This is a genomic window from Arthrobacter sp. ERGS1:01, assembly GCF_001281315.1.
GTDB lineage: Bacteria > Actinomycetota > Actinomycetes > Actinomycetales > Micrococcaceae > Specibacter.
This window is the reverse complement of the sequence record NZ_CP012479.1, coordinates 3629629-3648908: the sequence shown is the minus strand read 5'-3', so window position 1 is coordinate 3648908 and position 19280 is coordinate 3629629. Positions and strand designations below refer to the sequence as shown.

At 67.0% G+C, this 19280-nt stretch carries 18 protein-coding genes; 5 read left to right on the top strand and 13 right to left on the bottom strand.

Going from position 1 to position 19280, the window contains the following annotated elements; all coding sequences use genetic code 11:
- Window positions 1-97: 97 nt before the first annotated feature.
- Entirely contained in the window at window positions 98-571 is a 474-nt protein-coding gene (locus AL755_RS20465) for a small multi-drug export protein (RefSeq protein ID WP_054012593.1), read from the top strand.
- A 78-nt stretch (window positions 572-649) separates the two neighbouring features.
- On the opposite strand, the gene AL755_RS20460 is transcribed toward AL755_RS20465, so the two are convergent.
- The 5 genes from AL755_RS20460 to AL755_RS20440 form a co-directional block, all read right to left on the bottom strand.
- Entirely contained in the window at window positions 650-1633 is a 984-nt protein-coding gene (locus AL755_RS20460; RefSeq protein ID WP_054012592.1) for an aldo/keto reductase, read from the bottom strand.
- 130 nt (window positions 1634-1763) lie between these two features.
- Window positions 1764-2423, bottom strand: coding sequence for a pentapeptide repeat-containing protein (locus AL755_RS20455; protein WP_054012591.1), 660 nt, complete (start codon window positions 2421-2423; stop codon window positions 1764-1766).
- Between the two features lie 221 nt (window positions 2424-2644).
- Window positions 2645-2968 (bottom strand): cold shock domain-containing protein, encoded by a 324-nt coding sequence (locus AL755_RS20450; protein WP_054012590.1) that lies wholly within the window; start codon window positions 2966-2968, stop codon window positions 2645-2647.
- A gap of 28 nt (window positions 2969-2996) precedes the next feature.
- The gene (locus AL755_RS20445) at window positions 2997-3866 is read right to left on the bottom strand and encodes a DUF4031 domain-containing protein (protein WP_054012589.1); all 870 of its coding nucleotides are present in this window, start codon (window positions 3864-3866) and stop codon (window positions 2997-2999) included.
- 100 nt (window positions 3867-3966) lie between these two features.
- On the bottom strand, window positions 3967-4725 hold the full coding sequence (locus AL755_RS20440; protein WP_054012588.1) for a MerR family transcriptional regulator: 759 nt from the start codon (window positions 4723-4725) through the stop codon (window positions 3967-3969).
- Between the two features lie 160 nt (window positions 4726-4885).
- On the opposite strand from AL755_RS20440, the gene clpB reads away from it, so the two are divergent.
- The gene (gene clpB / locus AL755_RS20435; protein WP_054012587.1) at window positions 4886-7507 is read left to right on the top strand and encodes an ATP-dependent chaperone ClpB; all 2622 of its coding nucleotides are present in this window, start codon (window positions 4886-4888) and stop codon (window positions 7505-7507) included.
- Window positions 7508-7613: 106 nt separating this feature from the next.
- Here the strand turns inward: clpB and AL755_RS20430 are convergent, their stop codons facing one another.
- Window positions 7614-9242, bottom strand: coding sequence for a septum formation family protein (locus AL755_RS20430; protein ID WP_054012586.1), 1629 nt, complete (start codon window positions 9240-9242; stop codon window positions 7614-7616).
- A 324-nt stretch (window positions 9243-9566) separates the two neighbouring features.
- On the opposite strand from AL755_RS20430, the gene AL755_RS22680 reads away from it, so the two are divergent.
- Window positions 9567-9797 carry a DUF3073 domain-containing protein gene (locus tag AL755_RS22680; RefSeq protein ID WP_082369458.1) on the top strand — a complete coding sequence of 77 codons (231 nt, stop codon included), beginning with the start codon at window positions 9567-9569 and terminating at the stop codon, window positions 9795-9797.
- Window positions 9798-10037: 240 nt separating this feature from the next.
- On the opposite strand, the gene purM is transcribed toward AL755_RS22680, so the two are convergent.
- The 6 genes from purM to AL755_RS20400 all read right to left on the bottom strand — a co-directional run bounded on the left by purM (window position 10038) and on the right by AL755_RS20400 (window position 15371).
- On the bottom strand, window positions 10038-11183 hold the full coding sequence (gene purM / locus AL755_RS20425; RefSeq protein ID WP_054012585.1) for a phosphoribosylformylglycinamidine cyclo-ligase: 1146 nt from the start codon (window positions 11181-11183) through the stop codon (window positions 10038-10040).
- Window positions 11184-11205: 22 nt separating this feature from the next.
- A complete protein-coding gene (gene purF / locus AL755_RS20420; RefSeq protein ID WP_054012584.1) occupies window positions 11206-12771 on the bottom strand; it encodes an amidophosphoribosyltransferase in 1566 nt (521 codons plus the stop codon).
- 51 nt (window positions 12772-12822) lie between these two features.
- Window positions 12823-13161: a hypothetical protein gene (locus AL755_RS20415; RefSeq protein ID WP_054012583.1), complete on the bottom strand. Its 339-nt coding sequence runs from the start codon at window positions 13159-13161 to the stop codon at window positions 12823-12825.
- A 34-nt stretch (window positions 13162-13195) separates the two neighbouring features.
- The gene (locus AL755_RS20410) at window positions 13196-13549 is read right to left on the bottom strand and encodes a sterol carrier family protein (RefSeq protein ID WP_054012582.1); all 354 of its coding nucleotides are present in this window, start codon (window positions 13547-13549) and stop codon (window positions 13196-13198) included.
- Window positions 13550-13744: 195 nt separating this feature from the next.
- On the bottom strand, window positions 13745-14749 hold the full coding sequence (locus tag AL755_RS20405; protein ID WP_054012581.1) for an asparaginase: 1005 nt from the start codon (window positions 14747-14749) through the stop codon (window positions 13745-13747).
- 91 nt (window positions 14750-14840) lie between these two features.
- On the bottom strand, window positions 14841-15371 hold the full coding sequence (locus AL755_RS20400) for a hypothetical protein (protein ID WP_150117194.1): 531 nt from the start codon (window positions 15369-15371) through the stop codon (window positions 14841-14843).
- 141 nt (window positions 15372-15512) lie between these two features.
- Here AL755_RS20400 and purD point away from each other — a divergent pair, with 141 nt between their 5' ends.
- Together purD and AL755_RS20390 are read left to right on the top strand one after the other, a co-directional pair.
- Window positions 15513-16805, top strand: coding sequence for a phosphoribosylamine--glycine ligase (purD, locus tag AL755_RS20395; RefSeq protein WP_054012579.1), 1293 nt, complete (start codon window positions 15513-15515; stop codon window positions 16803-16805).
- Window positions 16806-16819: 14 nt separating this feature from the next.
- Window positions 16820-17773, top strand: a complete 954-nt coding sequence (locus tag AL755_RS20390; RefSeq protein WP_054012578.1) for a phosphoribosylaminoimidazolesuccinocarboxamide synthase — start codon at window positions 16820-16822, stop codon at window positions 17771-17773.
- 71 nt (window positions 17774-17844) lie between these two features.
- On the opposite strand, the gene AL755_RS20385 is transcribed toward AL755_RS20390, so the two are convergent.
- Entirely contained in the window at window positions 17845-19098 is a 1254-nt protein-coding gene (locus AL755_RS20385; RefSeq protein ID WP_054012577.1) for a helix-turn-helix domain-containing protein, read from the bottom strand.
- Window positions 19099-19280: the final 182 nt, after the last annotated feature.

The following is a 19280-nucleotide window of genomic DNA, read 5'->3' as shown; positions in this document are numbered from 1 at the left end:
GCCCACATGATGCAGTGACATCGGGGCACTACGCAGCGGGTTTTCGGCGCGACAGGATGGAGTATTACCTCATCCGGGACCAGGAAAGTAGAACCCCATGATTGAACAACTGCAGGCCTTCACCACCTCGCTCCCGCCGCTGCTGCAGTGGGCCGGGGTGCTGCTCATTGCGGCGATCCCCTTCGTGGAGTCCCATTTCGGGGCCGCGGTGGGCGTACTCACCGGATTGAACCCGGCACTGGCCATCGGGGTGGCCGTGATCGGCAACATTGCTTCGATGCTTGTCTTCGTCATGGTCGCGCACCGCATGCGCTCCAAGGTCGTCGGAGCCAGGGAGCCCAAGGTGCTCTCACCGCGCCGGGAGAAGGTGCGCGCCAAATTCGACAAGTACGGAGTGGCGGGGGTCAGCCTGCTCGGCCAAACGATCCTGCCCAACCAGTTCACCTCGGCCGCCATGGTCTCGTTTGGCGCAGCCAGGAACACGGTAATCCTGTGGCAGTGCATCTCGATCATTGTGTGGGGCGTCGGCTTCGGGGTGTTGGCCTCCCTGGGCTTCGCGCTGATTCGCTAGACAGTTGTAAGTCCAGATGGGCCGCCGGCGCGGGTGCCGGCAGTCCATCGGGCGGGCGTCAACCACGACGCCGCAAAGCTACTTGTACAGCGACTTCAGCCCGGCCTCGTCGTAGCGGGTGCCCGCCGTGCTGCCGGCCGGGGCGGCGGCGTCGAGCGCGGCGAGGTCCGCGGCGGAGAGCTCGATGTCTGCCGCCGCCACGTTTTCCTCAAGGTAGCTCCGGCGCTTGGTGCCGGGGATGGCACAGACGCCCTGGGCCAGCACCCAGGCCAGGGCGAGCTGGCCGGCCGTGACGCCCTTCTCCGCGGCCAGGGCCTTGACCCGGTCCACCAGGACCAGGTTGGCGGCGAGGTTCTCCGGGGAGAAGCGGGGCAGCGCGCGGCGCCAATCGCCTTCCGGGAGATCGTCCGGGGTGCTGATCTTTCCGGTCAAGAAGCCCCTTCCGAGCGGCGAGTAGGCCACGTAGCCGATGCCGAGTTCGCGGACGGTGTCCAGGACGCCGTTGCCCTCGGGTTCGCGCTCAAAGATGGAGTATTCGGTCTGCAGGGCCGTGATCGGGTGGACCGCGTGGGCCCGGCGGATGGTCTCCGGCGCCGCCTCGGACAGGCCCAAATAGCGCACCTTTCCCTCCTTGACGAACTCGGCCATGGCGCCCACGGTCTCCTCGATCGGGGTGTTGGGATCCACGCGGTGCAGGTAATACAGGTCGACCGAATCGGTGCGGAGGTTGCGCAGGGAACGCTCCAGGGCCTTGCGCGCGTAGGCGGGGCTGCCATTGACGGGGCCGCGTTCGCCGCCGTCGGTGACCTCGCTGCCAAACTTCGTGGCCAGGGCGTACTCGCCGCGCCGGTGCCCGATCGACTCCGCGATGAGCTGCTCATTCAGGAACGGCCCATAAATCTCGGCGGTGTCGATCAAGGTGACCCCAAGGTCAAGGGCGCGGTTCAGCGTGGCGGAGGATTCGGCGTCATCCCTGGCCCCATAAAACGCGCTCATGCCCATGGCGCCGAGTCCCTCGGTGGAGACCTCGAGGCCCTGGCTTCCCAATTTCATCGTCTTCATCGTGTCGCTGCCTTCAGTGTGGACGGCTCGCCGGAGAGCTCCGGGCGGTTGGTTTCACAAGAATGCTCCTGCAGATGCGCGCGCGGGGCAAGGGGTGCCCGGCTGGCAGTTCGCTGGCAGTCCCCGCCGCTCAGGCCACCGTGATGCCCAAATGAGCGGCGAGGATGGGGGCCAGCAGGTTCAGTTGGAAGTCGTCAATGACGACGCCGGCCATGGAACCCACGCCATTCAGGGTGCGGAACTCCGTGCTGCGCAGGTCGACGTCCTTCAATGTTGCCTGCTGGATGTCCAGCGTGCCGATCCGGCAGTTCCGCAACGCCAGGCGGGTGACGGTGGCGCCGCCCAGATCCAGTTCGCCAATGATGCAGTCGCTGATTTGCAGGTCCGTGATCTTGGCTGCGCGCAGGTTCAGGAAGTCCAGCTTGCCGCCGTCGATCCGGGCGGACTGCCAGGTGCTGTCATACAGTTCGGCCGAACCCCAGCGCGGCGCGGTGATTTCAACGTCGCGCCAGCTGGTCCGGGAGGCCTTCAGGATGGGGGCGAAACTGTCGGCGATGATCGTGTCGCGGAACCGGGTACCGCGCAACTCGGCGTCGTTGAGGGTGGCGCCCAGGAGCTCGCATTCCAGGAAATCCGTTGAGGTCAGGTCGGCGCCGTCGAAAGATGGGCGGTCAAAGCGCTGGCCGTCGTAGGTGTCGCCCGGGCCAAAGAACCTGTCCTCGTTGTCCGCCAGGTTGCTCAGCTGGACGGGGGTGAGACGAGGGGCGCGCGGGGCGGATTTCGAAGCCATTCCACAAGCCTACCCAGCGGTGCGGACCAGCGGATTGTCGATAACGCCGGGAGTCACCGGTGGCGCTGCCAAATGGTGCGGATGCCGCTGTGGTGATTCGCCCATGGCCGGCCGGGGGCGAATCACCACAACAACCCCCGCACTCGCTGGATTTGTCCACAACGGCCGCGGATGACCACAACGCCCCGCCAGGGCGCCGTGAAGGCGCTCGGCGTGGAAGGCTATTCGGCAGTACGCGGAGTGTGGCTTCCGGCGTCATAGGTGATCGTCAACGAAGAGCTGTAGATGCCGTCCGGGTTCTGATCGGGGGCATCATCGACCGGTCGCCTGTCAGAAGGCCAGACCCGCGTGGCCCGAAAAGCGTAGCCGTCCTGGTCCGCAACCTCCCACCCCAGGTGGACCGTTTCACCCGGCGTCAGCTTCCTGTACCCGGCCACAGCCACGTTGCTGAAGTGCGCCCAGCAACCGCCAGGCGTCTGGGGCGAGTCGACCACACCCCAGCCCTCGTCGTCGTGCCAAAAGCGAACTGTGCCCACTGTGTTCATGAGTCCTCCCAGGTGCCCTAAAAACTATTTAGCCCAACTGCGCCAATTCCTTGGACAGGTTCTCCCGTGCTGCGGGCGCCCACAATGCGCGGCCATTTTCCGTGTGGAACAACGGGTTCAATGCCAGTAGTTGGCGGAGCACTGCAGCCCGGCCCGCGTTGAAATCCGCGTCCGCAACGTGCGCGTAATCCTTGCGAACATTGGCCACGTAGCGGGCGTAGTCGTCGGATGCCCCGCCCAACACGGCGAGATCGGCGTCGCATAGAAGTGCGCCGTCGACGTCGTCGGCCGCGGGGGAGTGGCTTGCCGTCAGGCGCACCAGGCGGGCCACCTCGGCACTTTCGGATGGCGCCAAAAGGCCGTTGAGGCACGTTTGTGCCAAAACGGCGGAATCCTCCTCGTCAACTCCCGCCACGCCGTTGTAGACGGCGTCGTGGAACCAGGCGGCGAGGGCCACGGTCCGTGGAGGATTGCCGTCCGTGAGCAGGTCCAACGATTCCAGCATGGCCAGCAGGTGGGTGGCCGAATGGTAGTGCCGGTGCGGTTCATTCCAGCGCCCCAGCAGTTCCGCACCCAGGTCCGGTTGTTCCGGCATGAGGGTGTCCCAGCGGTATTGCAGGGCCGAGCCGGTGGATTTGGGCCGGTGCCGCGCCTTGACGCGCAGCCCGGACGCCACCAGCACCCGCACCAGCTCCTTGCCGGACACGGGCACCGCCCCGGCGGCCACGAGCTTCGCGTAGATCCGCTCCGGAACGTCGTAATGGTCCAGGTCGAAGGCGCGCTCAGTGATCCCGGCCGCAGCGGCGAAGGCGTGGAGTTCGGCCACGGACGTGTCGGAGACCAGATGCGAAAAGACCGTGCCGTGGGCCGGCCAATAGGGTGGATCGATGAAGATCATGGGCTTTAGTGTAGGCCCGGCGCGCTCGGCGGGAGTTGTCGATTTTCGCGGGTGGTGGGCCACCCGCGAAAATCGACAACTCCCGCCCGGATGCGCGGTGCTACAGCTCGCGCTCCGCATAGGCTGCCAGGGCATCCCGGACGAACGCCGCACCCTCCGGTCCGCCGTAGTTGGCGCCAAAGCGCGGATCCGCCACATACATCCCGCCCAGCCCCAGGACGTAGCCCTTGACGTTGCCGCCCGGGGCCGACGCCGGCGTCCCCGGAACGGAGGTTAGCCAGGCCACGTGGCGCCGCGCCAGCTCCTGCGCTTCCGCCGAATCCGCGGACACCCCGCTCGTGGACGCCGCGACCCAGTCAGCGTTCAGTGCGGCAACCTTGTCCTTCCAGGCCTGCTTCTCGGCGGCATCCGTGCCGCTCCACCAGGCGTCGCCGCGGGCGTAGGCATCCTTGCCCCAGCGCTCCTCCACCTCATCCTTGTATTGGGTGTGGTCGAAGCCGTCAAACATGTTCTCGGCCATGATTTCTCCTCCTTCTAAAACTGTTGCAATGGTTCTTTCCACGGAAACGATCTGCCTCCCCAGCCGTGCCTGCTCGGCCCGCAACCAGGACACGTGCGCCTGCAGTGCGGTGGCCGGCGGCGTCTCGTGATCGAGCACCGCGGCTATCGCGGGCAGGCCCAGACCCAGCTCGCGCAGCAACAGGATGCGTTGCAGCCGCACCAGGGCGTCCTTGTCGTAATGCCGGTAGCCGTTGCCGGCGATCCGGCTCGGCGCCAGCAGGCCGACGTCGTCGTAGTGCCGCAGCGTGCGGCTGGTGGTGCCGGTCAGTGCCGCCACCTGCGCTATTGAGAGGTCCATCGCTTCCATGACTTCAACGGTAGAGGTTGACGCTGCGTCAAGGTCAAGGGCAATTTCGCCGAGGGAAAAACTTGGCTCCGGGGTTCCGCTTTTGAAGTTGAGCGTACTAGACTCAACTTTGATGACAATCCGTCCCCGACCAAGTACGAAAGGACACCTCTTGGACGCGAAATTCACCACTAAGAGCCAGGAGGCTCTTTCCGCCGCCGCCATGAACGCCTCCACCGCGGGCAACCCCACGGTGGAACCGGCGCACCTGCTCAAGGCCCTCATGGACCAGCGCCAGGGCGTCGCGGTGGCCCTGCTCAAGGCCGCCGGCGTGGACCCGGATGCCGTGAGCGTCGCCGCCAGCACCGCCATCCGCAACCTCCCGGCGTCGTCCGGGGCATCGGTGGCGCAGGCGCAGTTGGGTCGGAACACGCTCATGGTGGTGCAAGCCGCCCAGCAGGCTGCCGACTCCATGGGTGACAGCTTTGTCTCCACCGAGCACCTGCTCCTTGGCCTGGCCAACGACACCGGCGCCACGGGAATCGCCCTGCGCGAGGCCGGTGCCACGAGGGCCGCGCTCGACGCCGCCCTGCCCACCGTGCGCGGCGACGGCAAGGTCACCACGGCCGATCCTGAAAACACCTTCCAGGCGCTGGAGAAGTTCGGCGTGGATATGACGGCCGTGGCTCGTTCCGGAAAGCTGGACCCCGTGATCGGCCGCGACTCCGAGATCCGCCGCGTCATCCAGGTGCTCAGCCGCCGCACCAAGAACAACCCCGTACTCATTGGCGAGCCCGGCGTCGGCAAGACCGCCGTCGTCGAGGGTCTGGCCCAGCGCATGGTGGCCGGCGACGTGCCCGAATCGCTGCGCGGGAAAACCCTCATCAGCCTCGACCTGGCGGCCATGGTGGCCGGCGCCAAGTACCGCGGCGAATTCGAGGAGCGCCTCAAGGCCGTGCTCGAGGAAATCAAGTCCTCCGACGGCCAGATCGTCACGTTCATCGACGAGATCCACACCGTGGTGGGCGCCGGGGCCTCGGAGGGCTCCATGGACGCCGGCAATATGCTCAAGCCCATGCTGGCCCGCGGGGAGCTGCGCCTGATCGGTGCCACCACGCTGGACGAATACCGCGAAAACATTGAAAAGGACCCCGCCCTGGAGCGCCGATTCCAGCAGGTCTACGTTGGCGAACCCAGCGTGGATGACACCATCGGGATCCTGCGCGGGCTCAAGGAACGCTACGAGGCCCACCACAAGGTGGCCATTGCCGACTCCGCCCTCGTGGCCGCCGCAACGCTGTCCAACCGCTACATCAGCGGCCGCCAGCTCCCGGACAAGGCGATCGACCTGGTCGACGAGGCCGCATCCCGGCTGCGCATGGAGATCGATTCCGCCCCGGAGGAGATCGACCAGCTGCGCCGCGCCGTGGACCGCCTCACGATGGAGGAACTGGCCCTTGCCGGCGAGAGCGACGCCGCCTCGGTGGAACGGCTGCACGCCCTCCGCGCCGACATGGCGGACAAGAAGGAGGAGCTCGCCGGGCTCAACGCCCGCTGGGAGGCCGAGAAGGCCGGGTTGAACCGGGTGGGCGACCTCAAGGCAAAGCTGGACGGGCTGCGCTCCGTGGCGGACAAGGCCCAGCGCGACGGCGACCTGGAGCAAGCCTCGCGGATTCTGTACGGCGAAATTCCGGCCCTGCAGCGCGAGCTGGAGGCGGCCGCCGCCGAGGAGGAGTCCGCCGACAAGCCCGAGCTGATGGTGGCCGAGGAGGTCACCGCCGACGACATCGCCGAGGTCATCTCGGCCTGGACCGGCATCCCGGCCGGGCGCATGCTGCAGGGCGAAAGCCAGAAGCTGTTGCAGATGGAACACGTGCTGGGCTCTCGCCTGATCGGCCAATCCAAGGCCGTCACGGCCGTTTCCGACGCCGTCCGGCGCGCCCGGGCCGGCATCAGCGACCCCGACCGACCCACCGGATCCTTCCTGTTCCTGGGACCGACGGGTGTGGGCAAGACGGAGCTCGCCAAGGCCCTGGCCGACTTCCTCTTCGACGACGAACGCGCCATGATCCGCATCGACATGAGCGAGTACTCCGAGAAGCACTCCGTCTCGCGGCTGGTGGGCGCGCCTCCCGGCTACGTGGGCTACGACGAGGGCGGGCAGCTGACCGAGGCCGTGCGCCGCCGCCCGTACTCGGTGGTGCTGCTCGACGAGGTGGAGAAGGCTCACCCCGAGGTCTTCGACATCCTGTTGCAGGTGTTCGACGACGGCCGGCTCACCGACGGGCAGGGCCGCACGGTGGACTTCCGCAACGTCATCGTGGTGCTGACCTCCAACCTGGGATCGCAGTTCCTGGTGGACCCGACCCTGTCCGAGGCCGCCAAGCACAAGGCCGTCATGGCCGTCGTCGAATCCTCCTTCAAGCCGGAATTCCTGAACCGGCTCGATGAGATCGTCATGTTTGACGCGCTTACGGTGGACGAGCTGTCCCGGATCGTGGACCTGCAGGTTCAGTCCCTGGCCGGGCGGCTGCACGACCGGCGCCTGACACTGGAGGTCACGGATGCCGCCAAGGCGTGGCTGGCCCTGTCCGGCTACGATCCCGCGTACGGCGCCAGGCCGCTGCGACGCCTGGTCCAGCGGCAGATCGGCGACCGGCTGGCCAAGGAGATCCTCTCCGGGTCCATCACCGACGGCGCCACCGTCCTGGTGGACACGGCCGCGAACTTTGACGAGCTGACCATGGACGAGGTCCCCGCCGGCGAGTCGGGGCTCACGGTGGCACGGAAGTAGCGATGGCCCGCACGGGCGGCTGGTGCCGAAAGTGAAGAGGGGCCGTGAACGTGGAGGAATCCACGCTCACGGCCCCTCTTACATGCCCGCCGCCTGTTTGCTCAGCCTATTTGGTCAGCGAGGCGTTCAGGTTGTTGCCCGAGGGGTCGGAGACGATGCAGTCAACGCGACGGTCGCCGAGCTCGTTCCAGGTGGCCTCGGAGGGGTACGCCTTGAAGGACTTCAGGCCCTTGTAATCCTTGGCGGCGTCGGTGTATTGCACGGCGTTGCACACGTCCGTGCCCTTTGCCTTGAGCGCGTCCTCACCCGGGTAGGTGTCGCTCTTGGGGAATTCGAAAGTGCCCACGAGCTGGGCCGAATGCGGGCTGCTGCACAGCACCACATCGGCGGCGGCTCCCGCGCTGGTGAATCCGCGCAGGCAGTCACCCGCGATCCAATCAAGCGGTGAGGCGGCGGCAACGATCACGGTGCCGGCCTCGAGGGTGGTCCGCCCGGTCGCGGAGGCCACGGGGCTCACCGTCGCGGCTGCGCCGCTGGTCGGTTTCGTGTTTGTTCCGGAGACCAAGCCGATGACCAGCCAGATCAAGAGGCCCAGGAGGACGACGCCGACCACCACCACGCCGAGGACAATGAGCAGCTTGCCCTTGCTTCCCGATTCGCCGGGCGACGCCGGCCCGCTTGCGCTTCCGGGGCCGGCCGGACCACCGGGACCGCCGGGGTAGGCCGGATTTCCGGGAACTGGCGGAACCACGGGCAGATTCGCGTCCGGTGTGGGTGCCGGAGCCTCTGCCGGAGTGGCAATATCGCCCGGTGCAGGTGCGCCGGCGGGTCCTTGAGCAGTCGGCTCGAAGGGTTCCGAAGCGGGAGGTTCACCCTCCGGGGTGGATGCGGCCAGGGCGGCTGCGTCGGCAACCCCCTGGGCCACTTGTGCGGGGGACTGCCAGGCGTTGGCCCGCGGCTGCCATTGGGTTCCGGATTGCTGCCACGGGGTTTCCGGACGCCGCCAGCCGGAGCCGTCGTCAATGCCGTGCCCAAGCCGGGGAGCCGGGGTATCGCCTGCGGGTGCCTCGGGTGTGGGTGCGGCATCGGCCTCAGCGCCGGCGGGTGCCTTGGCCACGGGTGCCGCGGTCTCAGCGGCGGGATCCTGGGTTTTGGCGCTCGGGGCTCCGGGCTCGGATTCGGGCGTAGCTTCGGTGCCGGACTCCGCAGCCTGGTCCTGCAGGGATGCTTCTTCGGCAGGTTCAGTCGCTTCGGCGGCGGTCACCTCGGCAGCGCCGCCGGACAGGAAGTCGGCGGCGTCGTTTTCGGCAGACGGGGACGCAGCGTCGTCGGCCACGCTCTCCTCGGAAAGTTCCGGAACGGCCAGCACGGGCTCGGCGCTGTCTACGCCGGCGCTGTCTGTGTTTGAACTGTCCTCGTCGATCACAACACCGGGTTCGGGAACCTTGAAATCGAGGGCGGGTGCCGGAATCGCGGAAATGACTTCCGACGCCGGCAACTGGGCGGAGCGCTCGGCCTCGGCGGCAACGGCGGCCGCCTCGGCCTCCACCTTGTCCAGGTCCACGCTCTCGGCAACATCTTCGCTGATTTCCGCAGCGCCCAGCTCGGGTTCGACAAAGTCAAAGTCGGTGTCGTCGATTGCCGGCTCCTCCGGGGGCTTCGGCAGGCCATCACCGGCGGGCCCGTCGGACGGGACAGCCGGGTCCAACTCGCTTGCGTCGTCGTGATCGTTCATGAAGAACTGGCCTTCCCTGCCATGCCCGGAGGGCACTAAATTTGTCGCCTGAAATGGGGGATGTCCCATGCCGTGCGGGCTGATCCGCCGCGTCATTGGTGCCTCACCACGGGAAATAACTCCCCGTACATGTGACTCTACCGAATTTTCGAGTCTCGGCCGTGGAAAATCTTTGCCCCCGCACAAAGCGAACACCAAGCGATCGGGCGCAGGTGGCGCAGAAACCATGTAATCTAGTAGTACGACAAATTGACCGAATATTCCGGAGCCTCGCTCTTAGCCCGAGCGACCACCTCCGGTCCAAGTGTAAAAGGGGGTCACGCCATGGGGCGCGGCCGTCAAAAGGCGAAGGCAACCAAGCAGGCTCGGGACATTAAGTACTACTCCCCGAACACTGATTATTCAGCTCTGCAAAAAGAGCTCGGTGGAACTACTCGGCGAGCCCCGAGCCATCATGTTGAGGTTCCCGCAGAGCCGGACTACTCGGCATATGAAGACAAATATGCGGATCAGTTTGAAGACGATGACGAAGTGGACTCCCGCCGCATTGGCTAGGACCGCTTAGGCTTCTATAACGCAACAAACCCTGCACGACGCACAGCTTGGAGCTGATGCGACGGGCGGGGATTTTGTTGTTCCCCACGCCCTCCCGGCAGAAGGCTCGCGGGCGAGCCTTCTGCCGGGTCCCTCGGGCGCGGGGCCCCACCCATGCACCCCGGATGCAAAAAAGACGGCGTTTGCGTAAAAGGCCGGTGGTAAACCACCGGCCTTTTACGCAAACGCCGTCCGAATCCTCTAGGAAGCGTAGTTGCCCACCAGGCGGACGGCGCCGCCGTCAACGCCCTTGGCGCCCTGGGTGTAGTCGGTGCCGGTGCGGTCGGCGTCGGAGGCTTCCTTCGCCACGGTGCCCATGACCCACGACGGCAGGCCTCGGGAGTTCAGGCGCTCGACGGCGGCGTCGGCGGCGTCGGCCGACACCACGGCCACCATGCCAACACCGAGGTTCAGCGTGCGCTCCAGGTCGGCCAGCGGCACGTTGCCCAGCTGGGAGACCAGGTTGAAGATGGCCGGCAGGCTCCAGGTGGAGCGGTCCACCGTGGCCACCAGGCCCTGCGGCAGCACGCGCGCCAAGTTGGCAGCCAGGCCGCCACCGGTGACGTGGCTGAAGCCGTGGACGGCCTTTTCCTGCGTGACCGGCAGGTAACGGGTCAGGTCAAGGCAGTCGGCGGCGTATACGCGGGTGGGCTCCAGGAGTTCCTCGCCCAGCGTGCGGCCCAGCTCGGAAACCTGGCGGTCCAGGGCCCAGCCGGCGTGGTTGATGACGCGGCGCACCAGCGAGTAACCGTTGGAGTGCAGTCCCGAGGAGGCCATGCCGATGATGACGTCACCGGCGCGGACGCGTTCGGGACCCAGCAGCAAATCAGCCTCGACGACACCCGTGCAAGCACCTGCGACGTCGTACTCGTCCGGGGCCAGCAGGCCGGGGTGCTCGGCGGTTTCGCCACCCACCAGGGCCGTTCCGGCAACCTTGCAGGCGCCGGCGATGCCGCGGACGATGTCCGCCACGCGCTCCGGGACAACCTTGCCCGTGGCGATGTAGTCGGTCATGAACAAAGGCTCGGCGCCCACCACCACGATGTCATCGACCACCATGCCCACCAGGTCGTAACCAATGGTGTCGTGGATGTCCATGGCCTGGGCGATGGCAACCTTGGTGCCCACGCCGTCGGTGGACGTGGCCAGGTACGGCTTCTTGTACGTGAGCAGCTTGGAGACGTCGTAGAGCCCGGCAAAGCCGCCGAATCCGCCAATCACGGACGGGCCGTGCGTGGCCTTGACGGCTTCCTTCATGAGTTCGACGGCGCGGTCCCCGGCTTCGGTGTCAACACCGGCGCTGGCGTAGGTGATGGCTGTTGCGGGTTCCTGGGAGGCGTTGGTCATGGCGTCTCTTTCCTGCGTTTTCTTATGAGCCGTCTGCGGCGGTGCGGTCTTGATCGGTCAGGAGGTTTTCCAGTTCCGCATCAGGTCCCGGATCGCAACCGGTGGAGGTGGTGTTGTTCTCGGGCTTGGTGCGCTCGAGCAGGTTCTTGCCCAGACGGTCGCTGGAAGGCAGCTCGATCGGGTAGGTGCCGGTGAAGCACGCGGTGCACAGGCGTTCGCGCGGCTGCAAGGTGGCATCGATCATGCCGTCCTCGGAAATGTAGGCGAGTGAGTCGGCGCCGATGGACTTGCCGATCTCGTCGATGGCCGCGCCGTTGGCGATCAGCTCCGCGCGGGAGGCGAAGTCGATGCCGTAGAAGCATGGCCAGCGCACGGGCGGGGAGGAGATCTTCACGTGGACCTCGGCAGCGCCGGCTTCCTTGAGCATGCGAACCACGGCGCGCTGGGTGTTGCCGCGGACGATCGAGTCATCGACCACCACGATGCGCTTGCCGCGGATCACGGACTCAAGGGCGTTCAGCTTCAGCCGGATGCCGAGCTTGCGCAGGGTCTCGCTGGGCTGGATGAACGTGCGGCCCACATAGGCGTTCTTGACGAAGCCGTGTGCAAACGGGATGCCGGATTGTTCGGCGTAGCCAATGGCGGCCGGGGTGCCGGACTCGGGGACCGGAATCACCAGATCGGCCTCGGCGTGGTTTTCACGGGCCAGCTGGCGGCCCATTTCAACGCGGGATTCGTAGACGGAGCGTCCGGCAATAGTGGCGTCCGGGCGGGCCAGGTAGACGTACTCGAACACGCAGCCGGCCGGGGTGGCCGGGGCGAAGCGCTGGGTGCGCACGCCGTCCTCGTCGATGGCGATGAATTCGCCCGGCTCGATTTCGCGGATGAAGCTTGCGCCCATGGTGGCCAGGGCGGCGCCCTCGGAGGCAACCACCCAGCCGTTCTCCAGCCGGCCAAGCACCAGCGGCCGGACGCCGTGGGGGTCGCGTGCCGCGTACAGGGTGTGTTCGTCCATGAAGACGAAGGAGAAGGCGCCGTGGACCTTGGGCAGCAGTTCCATGGCGGTTTCCTCGAGGGAACCGCCGTCCTCGCCCTGGAGCAAGGTGGTGACAAGTGCTGTGTCGGTCGTGTTGCCCTGCGCCATTTCGCCGGAGGTGGGGACGCCGTATTTGGCGATCACCATCTCATGGAGCTCGGCGGAGTTCGTCAGGTTTCCGTTGTGCGCCAGGGCGACAGTGCCGGTACCGGTGGCGCCAAGGGTGGGCTGGGCGTTGGCCCAATTGGCCGCACCAGTCGTGGAATAACGGCAGTGGCCCACGGCCATGTGCCCGGTCAGGGTGTTCAGTGTGGGTTCGTCAAAGACCTGGGAAACGAGCCCCATGTCCTTGTATACACTGATCCGCTTGCCATCGCTCGTCGCGATGCCCGCCGATTCCTGACCACGGTGCTGTAGTGAATACAGCCCGTAATAGGTTAGTTTTGCAACCTCTTCACCGGGTGCCCAGATGCCCAGAACGCCACAAGCATCCTGGGGTCCCTTTTCGCCGGGTAAAAGATCATGGGATAGTTTTCCGTCTCCGCGTGCCACGAAAAAATTATCTCACGTAATGGCGGCGGCCTCTAACCGCATCCGCGGGAGTTAGTGCGCGGAGGTGTCCTCGTCGGACTCGGGCACGGACTCGACCACTGCCGTGCGGGCCTTGCGGACGCTCTGACGATCGATCACGAGGGCCGCGACCGCGCCAAGGCCCAGCCCCGGGAGCACCAGCAAAACGCTGAAGAAACCGAACACGCTGCTCGGTTCAAAGTCCTCGGTGCTGGGGGAGAGCAGCGTGAAGATCCCTGCGGCCACGACGCCGAGCAGGGCGCCGACAATCATGAACGGCACAAACTTGGGGGCGCGGCGGACTGTTAGTTCGCGACGCTCGCCGGGCCCGCTTGTGGCGGCGGCGGAAGGGTCAACAGGCTGGGAAGTCATGCTTTAAGGGTACCCGCACCGGACCGGGGGTGGCTCAGAGGGGCAGTTGCTCCGACAAATCGGCCCGCAGGCCTGACGCCGCCACCGCGCCGCGTTCGACGGCGTCCGCCCAGTTTGTCTGTCCGGTCACCAGCGCGAGCCACGTCCCGGCGTCACACTCCACCACATTGGGCGGGGTGCCGCGGGTATGGCGCGGGCCGGCAATGCACTGGGTGACGCCAAACGGGGGCACCCGGACCTCCACCGAGTTGCCGGGGACCCGGGCGGAGAGTTCCTCCAGGGTGAACCGCACGGCCATGGCGGTCACGGCCCGGGGCACCTCGCCCGCGCGCCATGCCGCCAGGGCTGCCCGGCCCTCGGCGATGTCGATGCGGCGGCGGGCTGCCATGGTGTCTCCTTGCGGTTTCGGTGGGTGGGGCTCGGTGATCGAGCTTGTCGAGATCCCCTCAGACCGGGGAGCAGTTGGGTGGGGCCATGACTGCGAGGGACCCCGGCCGAGGTACGAGGCACGGGGAGCAGTTGGGTGGGGCCACGACTGCGAGGGACCCCGGCCGAGGTACGAGGCACGGGGAGCAGTTGGGGATTAGTCCAGCAACGCGCTGACGGCCGATCCCAGGCGCAGGCTCCCGGCGGGCCGGCCGCCGCCCATGACAGGGGGAACCACCTTGGCGAGGACTCCGGCAACCTCGGGCACGTCCAGTGCGCCGGCGGCGGCCAGCAGCGTCAGGCCCACCAGGGTTGCCGCCCGGCCGTTGCCGTCGAGCATCTTCACGGCGACGCTGGCACCGGTCGGGGTGGCCATGGCGATGACGCCCTCCGCGCCAAGCTTGGCCAGGACGCCCAGCTCCTCCATGACCACGGTGTTGGGCCGGCCGTGGCCCTCCACAGCCCACGGGTAGTCGAGCATGGACGTGGCGATCGTTGCAGCCCGGGCGTTGGCGTTCTTGTCCGACGGCGCCTTGGCCAGGGTGGTGAACGCGCGGGCCAGACCGGTCAGGGTGACGGCCATGACGGGTGCACCGCAGCCATCCACGCCCGTGTGTTGGACGGGCTGTCCGGTGTATTCCTCGATCACGGTCCGCACTGCGCGCTGCATGGGGTGGTTGGGTTCGAGGTAGCCGGCGGTGTCCCAGCCATTTTCCGTGCACGCCCACAGGAACGCTGCGTGTTTGCCGGAGCAGTTCATGGCGAGCCGGGACTTGCCCCGTTCGCTGCGGACCAGCCACGCCCGGGCCGGCGGGTCGGCCGGCCACGCGTGCGGGCAGCCCAACTGGTCTTCGGTGACGCCGGCGGCCTTGAGCATGCCGCTCACCACGTCCATGTGGTCGAGCGAGCCCGTGTGGCTGCCGGCCGCAATGGCCACCTGCGCGCCGCGCAGCGGGACGCCGGCCTGCATGGCGGCCAACGCCTGGAACGGTTTCACGCTGGAGCGCGGGAAGACGGGGGAGTCAATGGCGCCCAGCGACGTCACCACCGAGCCGTCCCCGGCCACGACGACGGCGGCACCCACGTGCCTGGATTCAACAAATCCACTGCGTTCCAGGACGGCGAGTTCTACGGCGTCGTGCGCCCGGAAGGTCTGGATCATGCTGTCATCATAGCGAGGATCGGGTGGCGGGCAGGCTGGCGCCCGCGGCGGTTCAGCGAGCATTTTGCCGCCGGCACCGGTTTCTTGGGGTTTAGGCGCCGGGGCGTCGGCGGAACAGCACGAAGGCGGCGCCGCCGAGCAACAGGCCGGCGGCCGCCCCGAGTGCGGGGCGCATGGCCGCCGTCACCGCTGCGATGGGGCCGGGCCGGTCGGCGTCGGAGCTCTCGGGGTCGGAACCGGCGGGCAGCGACTGGCCGGCCGGCGTCGAGCTTTCAAGAGCCGGGCTTTCAACAGCCGAATTTTCAACCTCGGGTGCGGAGGGGCTTTCCTCGGTGACGGTGATCCGGAACTTTGCCGATGCGGAACTGCTGAAACCGTTCTTGGCCTGGGCGGTGAGCGTGAAGTGGCCGCTGGTGTCTGGCGCCGCGAGCCACCACTCGCCGTTGGATGCCACCGCTGCCAGGGTGGTGACGCCGTCGAGGGTGGCGTTGACGGTGGTGCCGGCCGGTGCGCCGGCGACCTTGCCGGCGATCCGACCTTCCGGGGGCACGGCGGCAAAACCCGCGGCCAGGACCGGCGGGTTGAGGAAGATCTTCGCTGTATAGCCAACTGTTTGTTTCAAGGCGTCCTTCACGTCTGCGCCGAACGTGGTGGTCTTTTTACGTCCGGTCCTTCCATGATGTCACCGATAGGGCCCCAGATGCCCGCGGCGTCGGCGACGTCACTTTACTGACCCGACCCCCGGGCCAAGTACCCTTGAAACGTGAAGGTTCTAGTGATTGGCCCCGGCGGCCGCGAACACGCCATTGTCCGCTCCTTACTCAGTGACCCGAATGTGACGGAAGTCCATGCGGCTCCCGGCAACGCCGGCATCGCTGAAATTGTGCCCACGCACAGCATTAACGCCAATGATCCGGCGGCCGTGACGGCCCTGGCGCTCAAGCTGGAATCGGACCTGGTGGTGGTGGGCCCGGAGGCTCCGCTGGCCGCAGGCGTGGCCGACGCCGTCCGTGCGGCCGGGATTCCCGTGTTTGGTCCCAGCCGCGAGGCTGCCCAGCTGGAGGCCTCCAAGGCGTTCGCGAAGGCGATCATGGCCGAGGCCCAGGTTCCCACCGCCATGGCTAGGGTGGCCACCAACGCCGCCGAAGCCGCCGATGCCCTCGACGCCTTCGGGGCACCCTATGTGGTCAAGGACGACGGCCTGGCCGCCGGCAAGGGCGTGGTGGTCACGAACGACCGCGACGAGGCCCTGGCCCACGCGCAGGGCTGCTTTGACGTGGGCGGCACCGTGGTCATCGAGGAATTCCTCGACGGCCCCGAGGTCTCGCTCTTCGTCCTGGCCGACGGCCGCACCGTGGTCCCGCTCGCCCCCGCCCAGGACTTCAAGCGCATCTTCGACGGCGACGAAGGCCCCAACACCGGCGGCATGGGCGCCTACTCGCCGCTGGAATGGGTTCCCGCCGGCCTGGTGCAGGAAGTCATCGACCGCGTCGCCCAGCCCACCATCGACGAAATGGCGCGGCGCGGCACCCCGTTCACCGGCGTCCTGTACTGCGGCCTGGCCCTGACCAGCCGCGGCACCCGCGTCATCGAATTCAACGCCCGCTTTGGCGATCCCGAAACCCAGGCCGTCCTGGCCCGCCTGAAGACCCCGCTGGGCGGTGTCCTGCTGGCTGCCGCCAAGGGCCAGCTCGAGGAAATCGACGAGCTGCGCTGGGCACCCGAGACCGCCGTCGCCGTCGTCCTGGCCAGCGAAAACTACCCCGAGGCCCCGCGCACAGGGGACAAGATCCGCGGCCTGAAGAAGGCCAACCGCCTCGACGGCGTGCACGTGCTGCACGCCGGCACCGCCTCGGACGACGACGGTAGCACCGTCAGCGCCGGCGGCCGGGTCCTCGCCGTGGTTGGTCTGGGCGCCGACCTGGTGGACGCCCGCGAACGCGCCTACGCCGGCATTGAGCTGATCTCCCTGGAAGGCGGCCAATACCGCACCGACATCGCGGCCAAGGCGGCCCGTGGCGAAATCACCGTGGCCGGCTCCGCCGCCCAGGCATAAGGAAAACCAAGCACATGACTTCCGCAGCAATCCCGGCACCCGTCCTTCCCGGCTGGGAGCACGTCTACTCCGGCAAGGTCCGCGACCTCTACGTCCCGGTTTCGACAAGCTCGACCACCGGGTCGGTGGTCGAGCTTGTCGAAACCCCGTTTGCCGGCCGCACCGACGTCGTCCTGGTGGTGGCCAGCGACCGGATCAGCGCCTTTGACCAGATCCTGGCCAGCGAAATCCCGGACAAGGGCCGGATCCTGACCCAGCTGAGCCTGTGGTGGTTTGAGCAGCTCAACGTGCCCAACCACGTGGTGGCCACAACGGTGGAGAACGGTGTGCCCGCCGCGGTGGCCGGCCGCGCCATGGTGTGCAAGAAGCTCGAAATGTTCCCCATCGAGTGCATCTCCCGCGGCTACCTGACGGGCTCGGGCCTTCTTGAGTACCGCCAGTCGCAGACCGTGTGCGCGCTGCCGCTGCCCGCCGGGCTGAGCGACGGTTCACGGTTGGAGACGCCGATCTTCACGCCGTCGGCCAAGGCCGAGGTTGGCACGCACGACGAGAACATCACGTTTGAAACCATGGTGGAGACCGTTGGTGCGGAGTCCGCGGAGCAGTTGCGGTCGCTGACCCTGGAAATCTACTCGCGTGCCGAGGAGATCGCCCGCGAACGCGGCATCATCCTGGCGGACACCAAGGTGGAGTTCGGCACCGACCCGGCCACCGGCGTCATCACGCTCGGCGACGAGGTCCTGACCCCGGACTCCTCACGGTTCTGGGACGCCGCTCTCTGGGCGCCCGGGCAGGCGCAGCCCAGCTTCGACAAGCAGTATGTGCGTGACTGGCTGGCCGGGCCGGAATCCGGGTGGGACAAGAACTCGGACACCCCGCCGCCCGCACTGCCCGCCGACGTCGTCGAACGGACCCGCGCCCGCTACGTGGATGCCTACGAGCGCCTCACCGGCGCCACGTTCAAGTAAACCAAAAAGGCCGGCTTGAACAATCGCACACGCGATTGTTCAAGCCGGCCTTTTTGATACCAAATTGGCGATCAGCGCGCGGTGGAGCGCCTGAGGGACTCGATCTCAACGATGCTTTCCAGCGCCACGGAGATCCTGTCCGAGGCGCCCGAGAGGGCAAAGAGGTCCTTGGCGTCGTTGAACGCCGTGAGGGCGTCGTCCATGCGGCCCTCGGCCTTCAGCACCCGTCCCAGGAGCAGGGCAGTATCGCCGGCAATGTGCGTGGCCAGGTGTTCCTGCTGGGAGCGGATGCTCTCCAGGAGTGTCAGGGCGGCGGGCATTTCGCCGTTCAGGTAGAGCCAGCGGGCGCGCAGCAGGGAAACTTCCAGGGCCTCGGTGGGGGTTGCGCCCACCACCGAGTGTGCCAGTTCGCTGCGTTCGATCGCCTGCAGGGTTGCCGGTTCCACGACTCCCGCGGCCAGCCGGACCCAGGCGGTGGCCTTGTTGAACTGCGCCCACCGGGAGAGGTCGGCGGTGGGGGAGAGTAGCCGGCCGGCCTTGGCGTGGTGGTTCAGGCCCGTGCTGATGTCCTGGCGGATGAAGGCAACGTTGCCGATGACCCAGTGCATTTCGCCGGCCACCTGTGACGGGGTGGAGTCGGTGACGGCGTCGGCGAGGGTCAGGCAGTGGCGCCAGGCGTCGTCGAGCCGGCCGGCCTCCGCCAGCGCGCCAATGAGTGTTTGCATGGCCGTCAGGTAGGCGGAGTATTCCTCCTCCGTGTCCCCGGAGCCGATTTCCACGGCGAGGGTGGCCTGCTCGATGGCCTCGGGCAGCCTGCCCAGGCCCAGCAGGGCCGCAGCCATGATCTGGCGGGTCCGCAGTGACAAGGCGTCGCTCTCCGCCGTCAGGGGATGTTTGAGCAGGCCGGTGAGGACGTCCAGTGATGCGCCGTCGTCGCCGTTGCGCAGCAGGGCGTTGGCCTCGAGGTACGTCATGTTCCACCACGTGACGGTGTCGTGGCTTGCGCTGGCCTTTTGCGCCGCCGAACGGGCGCTCTGTGCGGCGCCGGCGTAATCCCGGGTGTCCCAGCACTGCCGGGCATACAGCGAGGCGAGCAGGTATTCGCTCTCCTCGGGGGACACGGGCTGGTTCCACTCCTCAATGGAGTGCGGGGCAAGCTGAAGCTGCCGTGAGAGCTGCTTGATGATCTCCACAGTGGGCTCGCGGCGGCCGTTTTCCAGCAGCGAGATGTAGCTTGCCGAGTAAAGAGCGCCGCCCAGCTCGGCTTGGGTCAGGCTCCGTGACAGGCGTTCCTGCCGTAGTCGATCCCCAAAACTGCTGCCCACTATGCCGCTCCTCTTGAAAACCGCCATGAATACGCGAACCGTACGTTCAACTCTATGCTCTGTGACTTGATTGTGAAAACTGTTTAACAACAGTTGTCAACGCAACGCCTGCCCAATATTGTCTGTGCGGGGCCCCGGCATTGCCCAAGGAAATGCGTCGATGACGCAAATACGCATTAAAG